Raw genomic sequence first — 18,477 nt, forward strand, 5'->3', positions numbered from 1 at the left:
CTGCTTGCCCGACACATGCCGCTGACGCTTGTGGTCGGGACGGTCATCGCCTGCGGTGTCGGGACACTCGTGCACATGCGCAATGCACCGCGACAACGGTTCATTGTCCGGACACGCCGCTGACCTCGAGCGAAACTGAGCGGAATCGCGGTCCTCATCGCGAGCCGCGGACTGGTTCGTTGTGCGGACACGCTACAGACGTCGTCCGAGAAGGAGCCGCCGTGCGGAGCGAATTGCGGGCGTGGCGCGTGGCCGATGCGCTATGACGGCGATCGGCGCGCCGAGTTGGCAATTGACTGGGACGCATTCAGCCTGTTGCCCGGTCTGGCGTGGTCTGGCGCGATAGCCTCATGCGCATGGGGCGCATCTACGGATTCCTGGCCGGAATCGCGGCGGTATCGCTGGTTGTGGGAAGCGTCTTCGCCGGGGGTGCGCAAGCCGCGCACACCGAGCAGCTGTCATGTGGCGTGTCTTCCGGGCGGGAGCCGGAACGGGCGGCGCCGGAACAGGTTGGACTGGATGCGGGGCGGCTCGCGCAGGCATTGGAGTTCGCGAGCGGGCGTAATCGGTTGAATGTGCAGGTGTTCCGGCACAACTGCTTGATCGGCGAGGGACCGACGAACGACCAGACCGGCAATGTCGCCTGGAATATCTGGAGTGCGACGAAAAGCGTAGTTTCCGTGCTCGCCGGAATAGCCTGGGATCAGCGGAAACTCGATATCGAAGCACCGATCGATCGGTATCTGCCGCCGGGACTCGGTGATGAGCAGCATCGGTCGATCACCGTGCAGAATCTGCTGACCGAATCCTCTGGCATGAAGGTGGGTGTGCTCACCGAGGGCGTCACCGGGGTGATTCCGCTCGATCCGAATAGTGCCGTACAGGCGCTCGGGGTGCCGTTGGACAATCCGCCCGGCGCGGCATTCAGCTACAGCCAGCGCAATGTCGATCTGCTCGCCTATGTCATCGAATTGGCCGTCGGGGAACCGCTGCGGCAGTTCGCGCAGCGTGAGCTTTTCGATCCGCTCGGTATCGAACGCGGCGATTATTACTGGGCGCGTGATCGCGCCGGGCACACCTATGGATACGCCCACCTGATGATCCCGCCGAACGATTTCGCCAAACTCGGGTTGCTGGTGAGCAATAACGGGAGCTGGGGCGGACAGCAAATCGTTTCGCAGACGTATCTGCGCAAGGCACGCCAACCGTCAGCGGCGAACGAGTGCTATGGCTATCTGTTCTGGATCGGACCGGGATGCGCTGAGACCCCCGACTACCTGCCCGCCGACGTCTACTCGATGTCGGGACTCGGCTTGCAGAACGTCTTCATCATTCCGAGCCTGGATTTGACGGTGGTATGGACCGGAGTCTTCGGAGATGTCAGCAACGAGGGCATTTCGGGGATTGTGCAGAACACCGCGGAATTGCCGTACGAATTTTTCCGTCGGCTGTTCGCGGCCTTCGAAGTCCGTCCGGTGCCCGATCCGGGACCGTATGTGGAGCCGCCGCTGCGTTTGGATCCGAGGCGGTTCGTGGATACGAATCTGCTGCTGGCGGTCTTCGGCATCGGGCCTGCGGCATATCCGGGCTGCAATGTCTTCAGCTGCCTGAACTATCCGTTGGCGCCACCGTTCGCCGACACCGCACCCGGGTGCGCCATTCTGGTGTGCCTCGGTCCGGATCCGCGCACGCCGGGCATCCGCTGAATCACACGCCGAAGAACGGGATATCGCCTTCCTTTGCGCCCTCTGCGAAGAAGTGATCCGGCGAGACCGCGATGAAGGGCATTGCCCTCGGCTATGCGTTCACCGTCGTGTTCGAGGCGAGCGTGAATATGCAATTTGCGCTAGCCTTCGCGCCGCTCGATCGGTGCAGCGGTGCGGGAAGCACATAGTTCACCTCGAGCTTCGCGGTGACCGCTGGCACGCACATGGCGCTCGGCACCGTGCCGGATGCCTCGTCGAGTATCGCGGCGATGACACCGCCGTGCGCGACACCCGGTGCGCCCTGGTGGCGCTCGTCGAGGGTGAAACGACCGATGACGTGGTCGTTTTCGAGATTCAGTGCGATGCCGACCGCCGCCGGATTGGGTGGTCCGCAGCCGAAGCAGCCGTCCACATGCGGCGGCACCGGACAGTCGGGCGCAGGTCACCGCAGTGGTGCAGGCCATGATGGATTTCTTCCTGGCCGCGCCTGCCAAGGGAAAGATCCTGCCCACCAAGGCATCCAAGGCATATGGACATCCGCCCGTTGCCGAGCGGCGGCTCGCCCGCTCGGAGGACGTGTCCCGCGCGTTCCGCGGGATCCTGTCGCAGCTGGTTCCCGACCGCGATCCGGACGATCTCGCCGTCGACCTCGCCGCGCGCTGGTCGGTGCGTTCGGTGACACAGTCACCGCCTGGATCCAGCAGGCGCTGCCCTACCCCGGGACAAATTCGTGCACGACAACGTGGAACTGTTCCTCAGCACCATCGCCGCCCTCGAGCACTTGTGACGGGCATCCGCAATGGATCGAAGGCATCGACGGGAATCCACTCCGTCGCGGTCAGAGGGAGGTGAGCCAGTTGTGATGGGTATCGGTGCGGAGGGCGGCGGTGTGGCGTTTGCGGAGGGTTTGGGTGAGGGGGCCGGGGTGGCCGTCGGCGATGAGGCGGCCGTCGACTTCGGTGACCGGTGAGGTGCCGGATGAGGTGCCGGTGACGAAGACCTCGTCGGCTATGTAGAGCTCGGTCAGGTCGATGGTGCGTTCGACGATCGGGATGCCGTCTTCGGCGGCGAGGGTGAGGATGGTGCGGCGGTTGATGCCGTCGAGAATGTCGCAGGACACATCCGGGGTGATCAGGGTGCCGTTGCGGACGAGGAAGATATTGGCGGCACTGAGTTCGCAGACGTGGCCGTTGCCGTCCAGGAAGATGCAGTCGTCGTATCCGCTGTCGATGGCGTCCTGTTTGGCGAGTACCGAATTGACGTACGCGCCATTGACTTTCGCGCGCGATGGAATCGCATTGTCCGGAATGCGCCGCCACGGACTGGATTTCAGCCGCATACCCTCCTGGGGCACGATCGGCACCGCGTCGTAGACGAAAATGCTGACCTGGATGGCGCAGCCGCGGACCCGAGTGCCCGGAATCGATTCGACGACATGCACTGTTGCGCGGACGAATACGTCCTCGGTCGGCGCATTGGCTGCGATCAGGTCGATGACCGCGGCGCGGAATCGGGCGAAGTCCCATTCGGCGGCGAACCGGTCGATGCCGATGATCTTGCAGGATTCCTCGAGTCGCCGGAAATGGTCGTCGAGCCGAAATGCCGTACGCGCCGATCCATCCACAAGCACCGGGAGCACTGTGTACACACTCAGGCCGTACAGCACCGCCGACGATGCGACAGCGACCGACGCCTGCTCCGCGTCGACGAGCCGGTCGCCGAAGTACACCTGTGGATAAGGATTCGCCATCGGCGCAGGCTAGCAGTCGGTACCCGGGCGAAGCGACGGAATTTCGGACCGCCCGGGCCGGCTGGGTCAGTTATCCACAAGTCGGTTGAAGCGCGCCGTATCCATGTAGTCGCGGAACAGCGCGACCTTGCCGTCGCGGACCCGAACGACATTGACCGACGTGCGAACTCGCGCCCGCGCGGCGCCGGGCACCGTCATATCCACCTCGTTCTCCACGAAAACCACCTCGGGATCGTCTGTTTCGTACACCTGTGGATAGATCCCGTGTACCTCGATACCCGAAATCCCGGACCAGCGCTGCGCGAGATGCGCCCGGATCTCCTCGCGCCCGACAAGCCGGGTCGGCATCCCGGGAATGACGAAGGGGATCTCGAATACCGCATCTGTGGCGAGCAGCTCGACGAATGCGTCGGCATCGCGAGCGGGCAGTTCGCGAAAGAGCCGTTCGACCAGCTCGCGAGGGCTTTCCACCGAAGTCTCCACCATGAAAACACCTGCTTCAATTAAGCGGAACGTTGACCCCGGTTATCATCCGGAACGATCGCCCCGCTTGTCAAGGTCTCCAGTAAACTCAGCCCTCATGACCGATCGCGAGGAACCGCGCCCGCTGCGCGCCGATGCGCGCCGCAATCGCGACCGCGTACTCGCCGCCGCCCAAGAGGCCTTCGCCGCCGAGGGCATTTCGGTCCCGCTCGACGAAATCGCCCGTCGCGCAGGCGTAGGCGCGGGCACCGTCTACCGCCACTTCCCCACCAAGGAAGCCCTTTTCGAAGTGGCGATCGTGGACCGCGTCGAGCGCATGATCGCCTACGCGCGGGAACTCGCCACCGCCCCCGACCCGGGCAAAGCCTTCTTCGACTTCCTCGACCGCATGGTCGCCGAAGGCACCGTCAAACGCGACCTAGCCGAAGCCGTAGGCGCCGACGCCCCCGAATACCGCAAACCGGCCCATGCCCTGAACGCCGCCATCGCCGAATTACTAACCCGCGCACAACAATCCGGAGCGGTTCGGCGCGATATCGATATCGACGACCTCATGCGTGTCGTAAAGGGCACCTTCCTAGCCGCCAACACCACGAACACCACCGCGGAGCAACGCCGCCGCACCTTCGCAATCGTGTTCGACGGGCTACGGCCCCACTGACTACAGCCCACTGTCCGAAACGACACGACACCAACCCCGCCGATTGCGGCGATACGACAGAAGACGACGCGATCCGTCCCCTGCCGATCACCATCGTCGACAACGAGTTGCTCCACCCGCCCCCGAGCCCAAGCTGGCCCGCACCGGTCACGTGTTCGTCGGGCTCTCGCCGCTTCCGAGTCGTCACAGTTGGTCGAAGCGGGCGGGCAGGGCGCGATGAGCAGGACCGTTATCGGCCCGCGATGTCCCGGTCGACTGCGGACCGATCGTGGCGTGGCGTGCGGCAAGCGTCGATGATGATCTTGCGAGCCGCGCGGCCTTCGGGGCTGGGCATGAGCACGTAGTTGTGCGGCAGCCCCGGACCCTCGTGGTAGTCGACCGGTATGCCCGCGGCTTCGGCGCGGCGGGTCAGGGCACGGGCGTCGGCCAGGACCATTTCGTGGGTGCCGGAGAAGATGGTCAGGGGCGGCAGTCCCTCGATCGCACCGAACAGCGGGCTGACGCGAGGGTCGCGGAGGTCGAGGCCGTCGGCGTAGAGCCGCGCGATCTCGGCCATTCCGGGTCGCTGATGCAACGGATCGACCTGTTCGAGCGCGGGCAGTGCCGGGCCGGAAAGGGTGGCGTCGAGCCAGGCGGAGATCAGTACCACCCGCGACGGTTGCGGCCCACCCTGATCGCGCACGGCATGTGCTGCCGCCAGCGCCAGCAGGCCGCCTGCCGAATTGCCCATGACCACGGTCTTTCCGGAGCCGCGCTGCTCGATCGCGCGGGTGATGATCGCGGCGGTAGTGGCCACCATATCCGCGGCGCTGCTATGTGGGATCAGCGGATAGATCGGGACCACGACCTGCGCTGGAATGGCGGCGGCGAGTTCGCGGACGAAACTCCAGTGCGGGCGCACGATCTCGGCGAAAAAGCCGCCGCCGTGCAGGAAAACCACGCTGACGTCGGTGGGACCGGCGCTCGGCGTTATCCGGAATACGGGCCAACCGTCGAGATCATCCGAGGTGACGGTCGCTGCCTTGCGCAGGAAGGCCGGTGGCCGTACCTCTTTGACGCGCCGGTCGCGCTTTTGCACCGCCGCATGAACCCCTTCCGCGCTGCCGAGCATCCGCTTCTGGCCGCGCGATGCCAACAGTGCGGTGATAGCCCTGGTCTGCCAGCTCGGCTTCGCGGTGACTGCCTCGGTTGTCATATCCGTTCATCTCCCTGTCGTCGCGGCTCGCACCGGCTGATTGCGCCGGGCACCGATTAGCCTGACGAACATGACCGGGGCCGCGCTTTCACAAACATGCGGTGCGCCGGTGCTGTGGGTGCGGCCCGGACATGTCGGATACCTCGGCCCGGAACCGGGCATACGGATGCATGCCACGACCGCACACATCCGCGCCGAACACGCGGCCGATGCCGCCGGAATGTCGGAAACCCACTTCCTACGAACCTTCACCGCACACACCGGCACCACATTCCGCCGCTACCGCCAATGGGCGCGGCTGCGAATGGTTTTCGCGAGCCTGGCCGCCGGGCACGACCTCGCCCGCTGCGCCGCCGATGCCGGATTCGCCTCCCCGTCACACCTGAGCGAAACCTTCCGGCGCGCATTCGGGGCGTCGCCGACCGCGCTGCTCGGCTCGTCGGTGACATTCGATATCCGATGACCGAAAAGAAAACGGGCCGTTCAGATCTCACGATCAGAACGGCCCGTTCGGTCGGTGTCAGCGCTGAGCCAACAGGACTTCCGCGATTTGAATGGTGTTGAGGGCGGCACCTTTTCGGAGGTTATCGCCCGAGATGAACAGGGCGATGCCGCGACCGTCGGGTACGCCCGGATCCTGGCGGATGCGGCCGACCAGAGAGTCGTCCTTGCCCGCGGCTGCCAACGGGGTCGGCACGTCGGTGAGCTGGACGCCGGGGGCCTTGGCGAGGATTTCCTTGGCGCGCTCAACCGAAATCGGTTCGGCGAATTCGGCATTCACCGACAGCGAGTGGCCGGTGAAGACCGGGACGCGCACGCAGGTGCCGCTGACCAGCAGGTCGGGCAGCCCGAGGATCTTGCGGCTCTCGTTGCGCAGCTTCTGGTCTTCGTCGGTTTCGAAGGAGCCGTCGTCGACCAGCGAACCAGCGAGCGGGATCACATCGAAGGCGATCGGCGCGACGTACTTGTTCGGGGCCGGGAACCGCACCGCACTGCCATCGTGCACCAGCTTTTCGGCATCGTCGACCACAGCGCGCACCTGGGAGGCCAACTCCTCGACACCGGCCAGACCGCTGCCGGAGACCGCCTGGTAGCTCGACACAATCAGCCGCCGCAGACCCGCCACATCGTGCAGTGGCTTGAGCACCGGCATGGCGGCCATGGTCGTGCAATTCGGGTTGGCGATGATGCCCTTGACCAGATTGCGGGTCTGCTCCGGATTCACCTCGCTCACGACCAGCGGGACCTCGGGATCCTTACGCCAGGCCGACGAGTTATCGATCACAGTGACACCGGCCGCCGCGAACCGCGGGGCCTGCACGCGCGACATGGTGGCGCCCGCGGAGAACAGCGCGATATCCAGGCCCGCGGGATCGGCGGTCTCGGTGTCCTCGACCACGATCTCGCCGCCGCGCCACGGCAGGGTCTTACCCGCCGAGCGGGCCGAGGCGAAGAAACGCACCTCATCGGCCGGGAAATTGCGCTCTTCCAGCAGTTTTCGCATGACGGCGCCGACCTGGCCGGTCGCGCCGACGACTCCTACCCGTACACCCATGCTTATCGTCCTGTTCCCGCGTGGACGACGGCGACCTCGTCGCCGCCCAGATCGAAGGCCTTGTGCAGCACCTGCACGGCCTCGTCCAGTTCGGTGTCCTTGACCAGCACCGAGATCCGGATCTCGGAGGTGGAGATGAGGTCGATGTTCACACCCGCGTTCGCCAGCGCCTCACAGAAGGTGGCGGTGACGCCCGGATGACTCTTCATACCCGCGCCGACCAGCGAAACCTTACCGATGTGGTCGTCGTAGAGCACCTGCGAAAAACCGATCACGTCCTGACGCTTGGTCAGCATCTCCACCGCACGCGCGCCCTCGGTCTTGGGCAGGGTGAAGGTGATATCGGTCTTACCCGTCTCGACCTTGGAGATGTTCTGCAGGACCATATCGATATTGATCTCCGCGTCGGCGATCGCGCGGAAAACCTTGGCGGCGTAGCCAGGTTCGTCCGGCAGGCCGACCACGGTCACCTTGGCCTCGCTGCGGTCGTGCGCGACGCCCGTGAGGATTGCTTGCTCCAAGGGGATGTCCTCCATCGATCCATAGACGTAGGTGCCGGGCTTGTCGGTGTAGGACGAGCGCACATGCACCGGAACGTTGTAGCGGCGCGCGTATTCCACGCAGCGCAACATGAGTACCTTCGCGCCGCAGGCGGCGAGCTCGAGCATCTCCTCATAGGAGACCTGCTCGAGCTGCTGGGCGTCGGGCACGATCCGCGGGTCGGCGGTGAAGACGCCGTCCACATCGGTGTAGATCTCGCAGACGTCGGCATCCAGCGCCGCGGCCAGCGCGACCGCGGTGGTATCGGAGCCGCCGCGACCGAGCGTGGTGACGTCGCGACTGTCCTGGCTGACGCCCTGGAAACCGGCGACCAGCACGACCAGACCTTGGTCCAGCGCGGCGCGCACCCGGCCCGGGGTGACGTCGATGATCTTGGCGTTACCGTGCGATCCGGTGGTGATCACACCCGCCTGCGAGCCGGTGAACGAGCGAGCCTCGGCGCCGAGCGAATGGATGGCCATGGCGACCAGCGCATTGGAGATGCGCTCACCCGAGGTGAGCAGCATGTCCATTTCCCGAGCCGGTGGCGCGGGCGCCACCTGCTGCGCCAGATCCAGTAGCTCGTCGGTGGTATCGCCCATGGCCGAGCAGACGACCACCACGTCGTGGCCCTGCTTCTTCGTCTCGACGATCCGTTCAGCGACGCGCCGGATACGCTCGGCGGTTGCCACCGAGGATCCTCCGTACTTCTGAACCACGAGAGCCACGACAGGGTCCTCCAAGATCGACAATCAGCTGCTAACAGCACCCCAGAGTACCGGCCGAGGTCCAGCGGATTTGTTCCTACCTCCTCAGCGGGCGAGGATCGAAGGGGCCATCGTGTGAATCTTTCGACCGCATTGAGCCTTGCGGCCCAGCGCAGCGCCAATGACGGCGTGATGACGCATCAGGCCGTCACGGACCGGCTCGGCCTGCATGTGACGGATCTGCGCGGCTTGATTCTGCTTCGCATCGGCGGTCCGGCCACCGCCGGGGAACTAGCCCATGCGCACCGGCCTGACCGCCGGCACCATCACGCGGATGATCGACCGGCTACCGAAGGCGCTATGTGCTGCGCGAACACGACGCACAGGACCGGCGGCGGGTCGATCAGTGTGATCCAGGAGCGGATCGATGAGATCGCGCCGCACTACGAGGTGGTGGCGCGGGAGTTCGCGGTGGCGATGGCGGGTATTCGGTCGAGCAGCTGGATGTGTTCAACCGACTGCACGACACATCGGTACGGGTGACGGCACTGCTGCGGGCAGCAGACACCGAATGAGAGGACGATGTAGCCCATGAAAAGCACGGTGCTCGAGGTGACCACGGGACGATCCGAAGTCGTGCACGACATCACCCCACAGTGCGCGTCGTTCGCGCGGGACGCGGGTGCGGACGGATTGCTGCATATCTTCGTGCCGCATGCCACGGCCGGAATCGCGATCATGGAACTCGGTGCGCGCAGCGATGACGATCTGCTCGCTGCACTGCGCGATCTGCTGCCCGCCGATGATCGGTGGCGGCACGCACACGGCTCGCGCGGGCACGGCCGTTCGCATGTGATGCCCGCGTTGATCCCGCCCTATGCCACGGTCCCGGTTATCGGCGGTGCGCTGACCTTGGGTACCTGGCAGTCGATCGCGATGGTCGATCTCAATGTCGACAACCCGGATCGGCAAGTGCGCCTGTCGTTTCTGCGCGGTTAGTCGGGCGATCGGTTGGGGCGAGCCGGGCGAGTTCGGTGCGATTGGCAATACCGAGCTCGGCGTATACGTGGGCCAGATGCGTTGACGGTGCCGCGACTGATGAACAAACGCGCGGCGATCGCCGGATTGGTCAGGCCGGAGACGGCGAGTTCGACCACGGAACGCTCGGTGGGTGTCAGGCTTTTCCAGCCGGAATCGAACGCTGACCGAGACGCCGTCGCCGAACTCCCGTATCGCCGAATCCGATCCGGCCGCGACGGTCAAGCAGCTGCGCGCCGAATCCGGCGGCGACATCGTGGATTGGCCTCCGGTGCGATCGTGCTGGTCTACGACAAGATCGGCCTCAGGCTCTGGCCAGCCAGGTGACCTGGGTGCCATTGCCGAATTCGATGCGCTTGGTGGGTGCGAACGATGTGGGGTTGAATTCGCCCGCGAAGGCCTCGGTTCCGGTCCCGGCCACCACCGGATAACTCTTGATGACGAGCTCATCGATCTCGCCGAGTAACTGCGCGGCGAGCTTGCCGCCACCAGCCAGCCAGATATCCATGCCGTTCTCATGCTTCAGCCGACGCACCAGGCCGACCGGATCGCTCGCGACCACCTCGACCTGCGGACCATCGACCGGCCCGAGGGAACTCGAAACGACGTACTGCCGCATATGCGCATACGGGCTGGTCACGCCGATGGACAGAGCCGGATCGTAGGTTCCGCGGCCCATGACCAGGGTGTCGAACTTCTGATTCGGCGCATCGACCGCCAGGCCGATATGCGGGCGGATATGAGTCGGGAGCGTCTCTGGGTACTGTGCCTTCACCCAGTCCCACATGTCGTCGCCGACCGGATAGAAGCTGATGTCGTCACCGGGCCCCGCGATGTAGCCGTCGAGGGACATGCCGACAAAGTAGACGAGTTTTCGCATATGACTACCTCTTTCGTGGTGCTGGATCGTCAGGCACGGGAGAACCAGGTGACCTGGGCGCCGTTGCCGAACTCCCGGCGCTCGGTCGGCGTGAACAGGGTCGGGTTGAACGCACCCGAGAAGGCGGATATGCCGCCGCCCGCGACGACCGGATAGCTCTTGACGATCATTTCGTCGAGTTCGTCGAGCAGTGCCGCGGCCAGCTTGCCGCCGCCGCACAGCCAGATATCGCCGCCCGACTCGGCTTTCAGTCGTCGCACCAGCCCAACCGGATCGCTCGCGACCACCTCGATCTGTGGATCATCGGTCGGGCCGAGGGTGCTCGAAATGACGTACTGCCGCATATGCGCATACGGACTGGCGACCCCCTCGGACAGCCCGGGTTCATAACTCCCGCGGCCCATCAGCACGGTGTCGAACCGCTTACTCGGTTCGTCCACCGCCATACCGACATGCGGCCGCACATGACTCGGTACGAAGTCCGGATACCGCGTCGTGATCCACTCCGTCATCTCGGCGTCGCGTGGATAGAAGTCGAACTCCCCTGCTGGACCCGCGATATAGCCGTCGAGCGATACGGCCACGTAGTAAACGAGTTTTCGCATATTCATACCGCCTGAAACGTTGTACTCTAAGTGAAGTGGTTTGAAGGTAGTACTACAGATGGAGTGGTGTCAAGTGCGGACGAATCCGGAGCGGCGGCAAGCGCTGCTCGATGCGGCGCTCGAGGTGTTGGCAAAGGAGGGCGCGCGCGGGCTCACCTTTCGGGCGGTGGACAAGGAGGCCGGGGCGCCCGCGGGTACTGCGTCGAATTACTTCGCCAACCGTGACGACCTGCTGACACAGGCGGGCGGGCGGTTCTACGAACGGTTGACCCCGAGTGCGGCCACCATGGCCGACCTCGCGACGGGCCCGAAAACGCGGGCGCATATCACCGAACTGATGCGGGAGACGGTCGGGCGCATCGAGGCCTTCCGTACCGGCTACCTGGCCATGCTCGAGCTGCGCTTGGAGGCGACGCGGCGACCGGAGTTGCGCGCGGTCATGACCGAGGCCGTGCGCGCGGATCTCGATTTCAATGTGCGCAACCATCTCGAGGCCGGACTGCCCGGCGACGAAAACTCGGTGATGCTGTTGTATCTGGCACTGAATTGGCTGATCGTGGATCGGCTCACGCTGCCGGGAATCTTCACCGAGGAGCAGAGCCAGGAACTGATCGAAGCCGCGGTCGATCGACTCGTCGGCGACGAGTGAAACGCCGCGTCGTACGGGGAACCCTTGTGACGCGCGTCACTGTCATTCGATAATGGGGCGATGATGGCGAATGTCGGAGACCGGCTCCTCGTGCACGGCCACGTTGTGGGACAGAGTGATCGCCACGGCGAAATCGTGGAAGTCCGCGGGCCTCAGGGCGCACCGCCGTATGTGGTGCGGTTCGACGACGGGCACGAATCGCTCGTCTACCCAGGTCCGGACGCGATCATCGAACCAACGCCGCACTGAGCCCCGGCACCAGCGGGCCCGCTCGCCGCGGGCCCGTTACCCCCTGTCCAGCCGCAGATGCGATACCTCGCGCACGATCGACATACGGTCCCGGCAGCTCCGGCGGCAAGTCCACTGATTCCGCCGATATCGCGGTTCATTCGAAAATACTGAACCGTAACTTGTTCTCGCCGTACATAATCGACCGTGATCACCCCGAGATATGCGGCCGATGTGGCTTCGGGCACTGACCGCTCGGTTGACTTGCGAATGTGTCGCTGGGCACAATTTGCCGATGTAGTTGGGCGGGGGCGGAGGTATGGAATGCGTACAAAGACCGATATCCGTTTCGTCGTCGACGCCGATCCCGAGCAGGTAATGGATGCACTGGCCGCGGTCGAGATGCTGCCGGAGTGGTCGACCTCCTACAGCGACGCCCGGGTCGCCAGCCGCGACGACGTGCTGCGACCGCGCCGGGTATTCGTAAAAGCGGAACTGATGGGCAGGTCGGATCTGCAGGTCCTGGAGTACGAATGGACCGAGACCCGCTCCTCCTGGGAGGTCACCGACAGCACCGAAGGGGTGAAGGGCGGCGGCTGGTTCGAGGTCACCGAGGGCGAGGAGGGCACCGATGTCTGGTATCACGTCGAGCTCTACATCCCGATCCCAATTCCGGGCATGCTGGTGAAACGGACCATGCGCCGCTCGAATGAGGCCGTCGTACAGAACTTCATCGAGTTCGCCGAGGGCTTCACCGAGAACGAGAACTATCAGGCGGTGTAGAACGCACCTGTCGCAGTCGGATGCAACGATGTGAACATGATCGGTTCCAAACGGGCACGCCTGTTGCCAACGGCCGAGGATGCGTCGGTAACGCAGCTCGAGTTGTTCTTCGACCTGGTGCTCGTCTTCGCGTTCACCATGGTCACCGGCCTGGTCGCACACGACACCAGCGCCAAGAACATGCTGCGGGCGGTGTTGGTACTCGCCGTCATGTGGTGGCTGTGGATCGCATACTCCTGGCTGGGCAATGTGGTGCGCGCGGACGAGGGCATCGCGCGGGTCGCCATGTTCATCGCGATGGGCGGTGGTTTCCTGGCGGCACTCACCATTCCGGAGGCCTTCGACGACGCGGCCGGCGGCTGGTACGGCCCGCTGGTCTTCGCGATCGCGTATCTGATTGTGCGCCTGGTGCATCTGGGCATGTTCGTGCTGGCCAGCGCCGAGGATTCGCAATTGCGCAACCAGGTGCTGCGCTGGAGTCTGGGTTCCATCACTATCGGGACCACCCTGCTCGTCATCGCCGCGATGACATCGGGGACGACGCAGATCGTGCTGTGGATCGCCGCGATCGTCGGCGATATGGGGTGGACCCTGCTGGCGGGCGAGGACTGGCGATTGAACTCGGCCAGCCATTTCTCCGAACGCTACGGGCTGATCACCATTGTGGCGCTGGGTGAATCGATCGTCTCGATCGGCATCGGCGTCGCCGGACTGCCCATTTCGTGGCCGATCGCCGTCGGATCGCTACTCGGACTCGTGGTTTCGGGTCTGCTGTGGTGGGCGTACTTCGATGTGGCGGCGCTGTCGGTGGAGCACGAGCTGCAGCAGGCCAACGGCGAGCGGCAGATCAAGATCGCCCGAAACTCCTACACCTTCTGGCATTTCCCGATGATCGCCGGGATCATCGGACTCTCGCTCGGGCTGAAGAAGGTGCTCTACTACGTCGGCGACGAATCTGCGCACAGCCTCAAAGACTCGCTGTCCGGGATACCGCTGTTCGCGCTGTACGGCGGTGTGGTGCTGTATCTGATCGCATTGGTCGGGTTCAAGCAGTACGCGACCGGGAACGTCACGGTGCCGCGTCTGGTGGCCGCCGTACTGCTGCTTGCGCTGATTCCGGCGGCCTGTGCACTGCCCGCGCTGGCGTCACTGGGGCTGCTGTGCGGTGTACTGGTGCTGCTGATCGTCTGGGAGACAATGCGTTACGCGGCGCCGCGCGACGAGATCAGGCACGCGGCACACGGCTGAGGTGGTAGCGCACGGTCTGTTCGTGCGGCGTCGGGCCGTGATTGGACGGCTCGACGCGCACCCCGGCGTGCACGGCGTCCCGGATCTGATCCACGTTCTCGCGGATCATGTCCGAAACCAGTTCGTCCGTGCGGGGATCGGCCAGCACCTGGAAGACGATGCGGAATGTGGTGTCGGCGACGAGTCGGATGATCTCGTCGTGAAACGGGATGTAGCGGACCCGTCCGGCCTGTGGATCCTTCTTGATGAGTTCGAGGATCATCTCGTCCATTTCGGCGCGGTTCTCCTCCAGCGCCGCCGCGATATTGCGGGTGTAGTGGCCCGCGCGCAGCACATGCGCGACCTCGTCCAGGATCGCGATCGTCATGGGGCGCTTGATGACTTCGACAATGGTTGTCACGAAGCGGTTCACCACTGCGGCGGTCACCCGATCGCCGAGTGCCCGATCGGCGACCCGGCCGAGGCGAACCGCGATCACCACGATCCGCAGCAATCGGAATCCGCGGAAGAACGGACTGGTCACCGGGATCATGCCGAGCACTTCGTACCAGTAGATGAACGGGAACGTCCACGGCCAGCCCGCGCGGCGCCAGCGCCAGAGGAATTCGACCGCGAATATCGCGCACACGGAGTAATCGAGCACCACGATCACGCGGTAGGTGTGCGCGGACACTTCGAAGAAGGTGACCCAGGTGACGAGCACGACCGAGACGACGGCCAGCGCCAGCATCACCAGGTCCGACCACAGCGCGGGCGGCTTGCGTGGAAAATCCAGCTTCGGCCATTCGTCGAGGCCGGGCGTGGTCGGCCTGGTTGGAGTTGCCACGTAAGGATCCCTTCGACGCCGAACGGTCCCGCCGACAGTAATACGCGCCGCGCCGGGCTACTTCCCAGCGCGGATGATCGCCTCGATATTGCGCTCGGCCAGCGCGGTGATCGTGAGCGACGGGTTGACCGTGCCGGTGCTGCCGGGGATAGCCGCACCGTCCATCACGTACAGGCCCGGGTGACCGTGCACGCGACCGTTGCCGTCGGTGGCCCGACCGAGCACCGCACCACCGAGTGGGTGCGCGGTGAACAGCGCGTTCGCGTCGTAGCCGAGTGCGCCGTATTCGACGAGGGCATTGGAGCGTTCAGCGATCCGGTGATCGACCGCGCGGGCGGCCGCCACGATATCGTCACGGTTCTTGGTCGACCAGGACAACCCGACCGTATTACGGGCGCGGTCGTAGCCGAAGCGGGCGCGGGCCGGATCGAGCACCATGCCCAATGAAGCGAGCGCGCCGGTCTCGAACGGAATGCCCGGAATGTACCAATTTTCGAGCGTGAGCGGCACGGCGGATTCGTCGAGGATCCGGCTCACGCTCGGCACGCCCTGACCGAAACCGGCCAAATCGCTGGCACCGCGAGCCAGCACCACATCACCGTTGGTGCCCCAGCCATCGCCGATGTGCTCGTTGAGGTTCGCCAGCGCGCCGGTCGCCTGGGCTCGCACCAGTAGCTCCGAGGTGCCGATCGAACCCGCGCCGAGGAACAGGCGGTCGCAGGTCAGGGTGCGGGTGCCGATCACCTCGCCGGTCGGCGAAAGTTTTGTCACGGTCACCGAATAGCGGCCGCCGGATTCCTGCGCGATGGCATCGACGCGGTGCCCCGGATAGATGGTGGACTTGCCGGTGCCCTCGGCGTACCGAAGGTAGTTCTGGTCGAGGTCGAACTTCGCGCCGTTGGAGTTGCCGAGATTACTGCGCGCCACGGTCGCCGAAGGCCTTGTGGTGCCGGCGATTTCGCCGCGCAGCACATCCCAGTTGAAGATCGAGTCATTGGCGAGCGGCTGATAGCCCGCTCTGCGCACCTGCTCGTCCCAGGCCCGGGAATGCGCGAACGGCGAAGCGGCGTAGAGGTCCGCAGGAATCGGGCTGAGCCGCAACATCTCCCGGACCCGAGGGTAGTAGACCTGCGCCATTTCGCCGTAATCGACCGTACCGCCGAAGACGTGGTCGAAGAAGCGGCGCTCGGGCGCGACCATGGCACCGGAGAAGACGATCGAGCCGCCACCGACAGCAGCGGCCCGCCATACGTCGATGCCCGGATACTCGACGCAATCGAGCACCCCACCGAAGCTGGCGAAATGCATCGGAACCTTGGTGACGCCGGTGAAGTTGGTGCGATGCCAGAAACCGCGGCCGTCGGGCAGATCGTCACCGGTGAAGATTTCCCGCCATGGATCGTTCGGCCAGCGCGAACCGCGCTCCAGCACGGTATTGGCGATGCCGGCCTCGGCCAGGCGCAGTGCGGTGACCGACGCGCCGAAGCCGGAGCCGATCACGATCGCGGGCGAATGCTCGGGCGGATCGGGAAGTGGCGCAAAGATTTCCGGGACCCACATGCGGAAAAAGTTGTCCCAGATCGGGTCTGCGGCATCGGCCGTCGCCCTATCCAGTGCGGTACTCGCGACACCCAGCATCGCGGCCGCACCGGCTGCCTTGAAAAAGGCACGTCTGTGCACCTGGCCACCTCCCTCATCATGCATGGCCGAGCGCAGACTACCGGGATTCGGGAGTCCTGAACAGTGGTAGTCGAAGGATACCGACGATCTTGGTCGAGCGGTTTCCAGTACTGGCGTTTCAGTCGGTGAACGGCGCTTTGTCCGGCTTACAGGTAGCGCCGGGCGCGGGGAGTTGCAGGTCCACAAGGTAGTGCTCCTGCAGACGACCAGCGCAGTCGCTCACCACCAGGTGGCCGTAGCCGCCCTCGACGATCACCAGCCTGGCATTGACCAACTCCTGCTGGGCCCGGCGGGCGGCCGTCAGCGGGGTGACCGGGTCGAAGCGGTTGTTGAACAGCAGGGCGGGTTTATCCGAGCGCAGAATCCACGGCCCGGTTATGCGCTGCGGATACCCCTTCGCCGGTGCCGGCCAAGCACCGCAGGCCTGTCGCAGATACAGCCACATTGGACCGTAATGCGGTGCGGTACCGGCTAATTCGGCCGCCATGAGAGGCCATTGCTCCGGTTCGCGGCCGAAGCTGTTGTCCGCACACGAGATTGCGGTGAAGGCGTCGAGGAAGTCCTCGGTGAAGCCGCCCGCGTCCAGAATCTGCTGTACGACATCGGGATCGCCCGCCGATCCGCGCTCCAATTCGGTGAGCAGTTCGGCCAGTGCGGGCCAGCCCTCCTTCGTGTCGTAGAGCATGGTGGCGTGTGCGGGCAGCATCTCGGTGAGGGTTACCGCGCGGGTGTGCGCACCCTGACCGACCACGATGGGTCCCTGGCGCAGCCGGTCCAGTACGGCGTCGTTGCGGGTGCGCAGTGCGGCCGGATCGGTTTTGGTCGGCCCCGCGAAGACGCAATGCGGTTGTCCGGCTTCGGCACACAGCCGCAGGAACTCCGCGAGCACCTCCTCGGTGCCCGCCGCGGAGTCGGCGATCTGCGCGCGCGAAGCGTTGGTGTAGGCGTCCGGGTCGATCATCGACCCGAGTTGCAGCGCACGGACCCGGTCGCCGAAGAGCGCGCCGTACACCTCGCCCAGATAACTCGCGTAGGACCCGCCCGTGTAGGTCATGGTCGTCTCGCCGACCGCGCGGCGCAGCAGATCCAGATCACGGGCGGCATCGACGGTGGTCAGGTGCGCCAGCAACTCCGGGCTGTGCGCGGCGCAACCGGCAGCCAGTTCGCGGGCATTGCGCGCGGCGGTGGCCTCCTGTTCGGCATTCGTCGGCGGAAGCCGGAAATCGGACCAGAACCGGTGCCGCTCTTCGGCATTCGCGAAACAGCGCACCTGACCGCTGCGCCCGATACCGCGCTGATCGAAGGTGATCACGTCGAATCGGCGGGCCACCTCACCGGAGGACAGCACACTGTGGCTCGCCCATTTGAAGCCCGAACCGCCGGGTCCGCCGACCGCGCTGAACAGAGTGCCGATGCGACGGTCCTGATCGGCGGCGGGCTGTTTGATGAGGGCCAGCGCCAGCGTCGGACCGTTGGGCTGCGCGTAGTCGATCGGGACCGCGGCCGTCGCGCACTGATACTTGCTCAACTCCGATTCGGGGCACTGGGCCCAATCGAGTTTCGGAGTCGGTGCCGAATCGGCTTGTGCGACCAGTTCGGCGACCTGCGAGACCGCTTCGCTCTGCCGGAAGCACGAAACCAATGTCGGCACCAATACGGTCGTCAGCGCCAACCCGACGATCTTCCACCCGCGCATACCGATCATCCTGCGTTGCGGACCAGGCTGCCGTCGTCCTCCTTTGGGACCAATCCGCCACAAGTACGACCGCACTAGGGGTTTCGCATCTCGAGTGCCACGTACTTCCTCCGTATCCGGTCGAACCGCGCTGGTCGACAAGACTATTGCGGCTAGGGCGTGTTTCATAAGTGCTGAGGGGTGATCGCCGCCGTCGTGATTGCGGCTGAAAGTCGTTGCCGGAGTGGGTGTGTCGATGCCGTGAGAT

General features: G+C 64.9%; 21 protein-coding genes. 9 read left to right on the forward strand and 12 right to left on the reverse strand.

What is annotated here, in order from left to right:
- Positions 1-356: 356 nt before the first annotated feature.
- Positions 357-1,706 (forward strand): serine hydrolase, encoded by a 1,350-nt coding sequence (locus AB0J47_RS41085; RefSeq protein WP_364359773.1) that lies wholly within the window; start codon positions 357-359, stop codon positions 1,704-1,706.
- Between the two features lie 91 nt (positions 1,707-1,797).
- On the opposite strand, the gene AB0J47_RS41090 is transcribed toward AB0J47_RS41085, so the two are convergent.
- From AB0J47_RS41090 to AB0J47_RS41100, 3 genes are all read right to left on the reverse strand, one after another.
- Positions 1,798-2,130, reverse strand: a complete 333-nt coding sequence (locus AB0J47_RS41090) for a PaaI family thioesterase (RefSeq protein WP_364359776.1) — start codon at positions 2,128-2,130, stop codon at positions 1,798-1,800.
- A gap of 414 nt (positions 2,131-2,544) precedes the next feature.
- On the reverse strand, positions 2,545-3,456 hold the full coding sequence (locus AB0J47_RS41095) for an aminotransferase class IV (RefSeq protein ID WP_364359779.1): 912 nt from the start codon (positions 3,454-3,456) through the stop codon (positions 2,545-2,547).
- 66 nt (positions 3,457-3,522) lie between these two features.
- The gene (locus AB0J47_RS41100; protein ID WP_364359782.1) at positions 3,523-3,942 is read right to left on the reverse strand and encodes a nuclear transport factor 2 family protein; all 420 of its coding nucleotides are present in this window, start codon (positions 3,940-3,942) and stop codon (positions 3,523-3,525) included.
- Positions 3,943-4,036: 94 nt separating this feature from the next.
- Here AB0J47_RS41100 and AB0J47_RS41105 point away from each other — a divergent pair, with 94 nt between their 5' ends.
- On the forward strand, positions 4,037-4,600 hold the full coding sequence (locus AB0J47_RS41105; RefSeq protein ID WP_364359784.1) for a helix-turn-helix domain-containing protein: 564 nt from the start codon (positions 4,037-4,039) through the stop codon (positions 4,598-4,600).
- A gap of 229 nt (positions 4,601-4,829) precedes the next feature.
- Here AB0J47_RS41105 and AB0J47_RS41110 read toward each other — a convergent pair whose 3' ends face one another.
- Positions 4,830-5,795, reverse strand: a complete 966-nt coding sequence (locus AB0J47_RS41110; RefSeq protein WP_364359787.1) for an alpha/beta hydrolase — start codon at positions 5,793-5,795, stop codon at positions 4,830-4,832.
- Positions 5,796-5,865: 70 nt separating this feature from the next.
- Here AB0J47_RS41110 and AB0J47_RS41115 point away from each other — a divergent pair, with 70 nt between their 5' ends.
- Positions 5,866-6,258, forward strand: coding sequence for a helix-turn-helix domain-containing protein (locus AB0J47_RS41115; protein WP_364359790.1), 393 nt, complete (start codon positions 5,866-5,868; stop codon positions 6,256-6,258).
- Positions 6,259-6,315: 57 nt separating this feature from the next.
- On the opposite strand, the gene AB0J47_RS41120 is transcribed toward AB0J47_RS41115, so the two are convergent.
- Complete coding sequence (locus AB0J47_RS41120) at positions 6,316-7,350, reverse strand: aspartate-semialdehyde dehydrogenase (protein WP_364359793.1); 1,035 nt, start codon at positions 7,348-7,350, stop codon at positions 6,316-6,318.
- Between the two features lie 2 nt (positions 7,351-7,352).
- Positions 7,353-8,618 (reverse strand): aspartate kinase, encoded by a 1,266-nt coding sequence (locus AB0J47_RS41125; protein ID WP_364359796.1) that lies wholly within the window; start codon positions 8,616-8,618, stop codon positions 7,353-7,355.
- Between the two features lie 114 nt (positions 8,619-8,732).
- Here AB0J47_RS41125 and AB0J47_RS41130 point away from each other — a divergent pair, with 114 nt between their 5' ends.
- Together AB0J47_RS41130 and AB0J47_RS41135 are read left to right on the forward strand one after the other, a co-directional pair.
- Positions 8,733-9,140, forward strand: coding sequence for a hypothetical protein (locus AB0J47_RS41130; RefSeq protein WP_364359799.1), 408 nt, complete (start codon positions 8,733-8,735; stop codon positions 9,138-9,140).
- Positions 9,141-9,188: 48 nt separating this feature from the next.
- Positions 9,189-9,596: a secondary thiamine-phosphate synthase enzyme YjbQ gene (locus tag AB0J47_RS41135; RefSeq protein ID WP_364359802.1), complete on the forward strand. Its 408-nt coding sequence runs from the start codon at positions 9,189-9,191 to the stop codon at positions 9,594-9,596.
- Here the strand turns inward: AB0J47_RS41135 and AB0J47_RS41140 are convergent.
- From AB0J47_RS41140 to AB0J47_RS41150, 3 genes are all read right to left on the reverse strand, one after another.
- Positions 9,593-9,754 (reverse strand): hypothetical protein, encoded by a 162-nt coding sequence (locus tag AB0J47_RS41140; RefSeq protein WP_364359805.1) that lies wholly within the window; start codon positions 9,752-9,754, stop codon positions 9,593-9,595. The two genes, AB0J47_RS41135 and AB0J47_RS41140, sit on opposite strands and share 4 nt — an antisense overlap.
- 185 nt (positions 9,755-9,939) lie before the next feature.
- Positions 9,940-10,515, reverse strand: coding sequence for a dihydrofolate reductase family protein (locus tag AB0J47_RS41145; protein ID WP_364359808.1), 576 nt, complete (start codon positions 10,513-10,515; stop codon positions 9,940-9,942).
- Positions 10,516-10,544: 29 nt separating this feature from the next.
- Positions 10,545-11,120: a dihydrofolate reductase family protein gene (locus AB0J47_RS41150; protein ID WP_364359811.1), complete on the reverse strand. Its 576-nt coding sequence runs from the start codon at positions 11,118-11,120 to the stop codon at positions 10,545-10,547.
- Positions 11,121-11,178: 58 nt separating this feature from the next.
- Here AB0J47_RS41150 and AB0J47_RS41155 point away from each other — a divergent pair, with 58 nt between their 5' ends.
- From AB0J47_RS41155 to AB0J47_RS41170, 4 genes are all read left to right on the forward strand, one after another.
- Positions 11,179-11,769 (forward strand): TetR family transcriptional regulator, encoded by a 591-nt coding sequence (locus AB0J47_RS41155; protein WP_364359814.1) that lies wholly within the window; start codon positions 11,179-11,181, stop codon positions 11,767-11,769.
- A gap of 60 nt (positions 11,770-11,829) precedes the next feature.
- On the forward strand, positions 11,830-12,018 hold the full coding sequence (locus AB0J47_RS41160; RefSeq protein ID WP_040686020.1) for a DUF1918 domain-containing protein: 189 nt from the start codon (positions 11,830-11,832) through the stop codon (positions 12,016-12,018).
- Between the two features lie 303 nt (positions 12,019-12,321).
- The gene (locus AB0J47_RS41165) at positions 12,322-12,780 is read left to right on the forward strand and encodes an SRPBCC family protein (RefSeq protein ID WP_364359818.1); all 459 of its coding nucleotides are present in this window, start codon (positions 12,322-12,324) and stop codon (positions 12,778-12,780) included.
- A gap of 36 nt (positions 12,781-12,816) precedes the next feature.
- Positions 12,817-14,028: a low temperature requirement protein A gene (locus tag AB0J47_RS41170; RefSeq protein ID WP_364359821.1), complete on the forward strand. Its 1,212-nt coding sequence runs from the start codon at positions 12,817-12,819 to the stop codon at positions 14,026-14,028.
- On the opposite strand, the gene AB0J47_RS41175 is transcribed toward AB0J47_RS41170, so the two are convergent.
- From AB0J47_RS41175 to AB0J47_RS41185, 3 genes are all read right to left on the reverse strand, one after another.
- Entirely contained in the window at positions 14,006-14,854 is an 849-nt protein-coding gene (locus tag AB0J47_RS41175; protein ID WP_364359824.1) for an ion transporter, read from the reverse strand. The two genes, AB0J47_RS41170 and AB0J47_RS41175, sit on opposite strands and share 23 nt — an antisense overlap.
- Before the next feature lie 57 nt (positions 14,855-14,911).
- Entirely contained in the window at positions 14,912-16,534 is a 1,623-nt protein-coding gene (locus tag AB0J47_RS41180; protein ID WP_364359827.1) for a GMC oxidoreductase, read from the reverse strand.
- 118 nt (positions 16,535-16,652) lie between these two features.
- Positions 16,653-18,230: an alpha/beta hydrolase gene (locus AB0J47_RS41185; RefSeq protein WP_364359830.1), complete on the reverse strand. Its 1,578-nt coding sequence runs from the start codon at positions 18,228-18,230 to the stop codon at positions 16,653-16,655.
- Between the last annotated feature and the right edge of the window lie 247 nt (positions 18,231-18,477).

Origin of the sequence: Nocardia sp. NPDC049737, assembly GCF_040674755.1 — a bacterium.
GTDB lineage: Bacteria > Actinomycetota > Actinomycetes > Mycobacteriales > Mycobacteriaceae > Nocardia.

Coding starts and splice junctions, on each gene's coding strand:
- AB0J47_RS41170 (WP_364359821.1), top strand. CDS start 12,817: ATGATCGGTTCCAAACGGGCACGCCTGTTGCCAACGGCCGAGGATGCG.
- AB0J47_RS41120 (WP_364359793.1), bottom strand. CDS start 7,350: ATGGGTGTACGGGTAGGAGTCGTCGGCGCGACCGGCCAGGTCGGCGCC.
- AB0J47_RS41135 (WP_364359802.1), top strand. CDS start 9,189: ATGAAAAGCACGGTGCTCGAGGTGACCACGGGACGATCCGAAGTCGTG.
- AB0J47_RS41145 (WP_364359808.1), bottom strand. CDS start 10,515: ATGCGAAAACTCGTCTACTTTGTCGGCATGTCCCTCGACGGCTACATC.
- AB0J47_RS41085 (WP_364359773.1), top strand. CDS start 357: ATGGGGCGCATCTACGGATTCCTGGCCGGAATCGCGGCGGTATCGCTG.
- AB0J47_RS41100 (WP_364359782.1), bottom strand. CDS start 3,942: ATGGTGGAGACTTCGGTGGAAAGCCCTCGCGAGCTGGTCGAACGGCTC.
- AB0J47_RS41105 (WP_364359784.1), top strand. CDS start 4,037: ATGACCGATCGCGAGGAACCGCGCCCGCTGCGCGCCGATGCGCGCCGC.
- AB0J47_RS41110 (WP_364359787.1), bottom strand. CDS start 5,795: ATGACAACCGAGGCAGTCACCGCGAAGCCGAGCTGGCAGACCAGGGCT.
- AB0J47_RS41150 (WP_364359811.1), bottom strand. CDS start 11,120: ATGCGAAAACTCGTTTACTACGTGGCCGTATCGCTCGACGGCTATATC.
- AB0J47_RS41165 (WP_364359818.1), top strand. CDS start 12,322: ATGCGTACAAAGACCGATATCCGTTTCGTCGTCGACGCCGATCCCGAG.
- AB0J47_RS41185 (WP_364359830.1), bottom strand. CDS start 18,230: ATGCGCGGGTGGAAGATCGTCGGGTTGGCGCTGACGACCGTATTGGTG.
- AB0J47_RS41160 (WP_040686020.1), top strand. CDS start 11,830: ATGATGGCGAATGTCGGAGACCGGCTCCTCGTGCACGGCCACGTTGTG.
- AB0J47_RS41115 (WP_364359790.1), top strand. CDS start 5,866: ATGACCGGGGCCGCGCTTTCACAAACATGCGGTGCGCCGGTGCTGTGG.
- AB0J47_RS41155 (WP_364359814.1), top strand. CDS start 11,179: ATGGAGTGGTGTCAAGTGCGGACGAATCCGGAGCGGCGGCAAGCGCTG.
- AB0J47_RS41095 (WP_364359779.1), bottom strand. CDS start 3,456: ATGGCGAATCCTTATCCACAGGTGTACTTCGGCGACCGGCTCGTCGAC.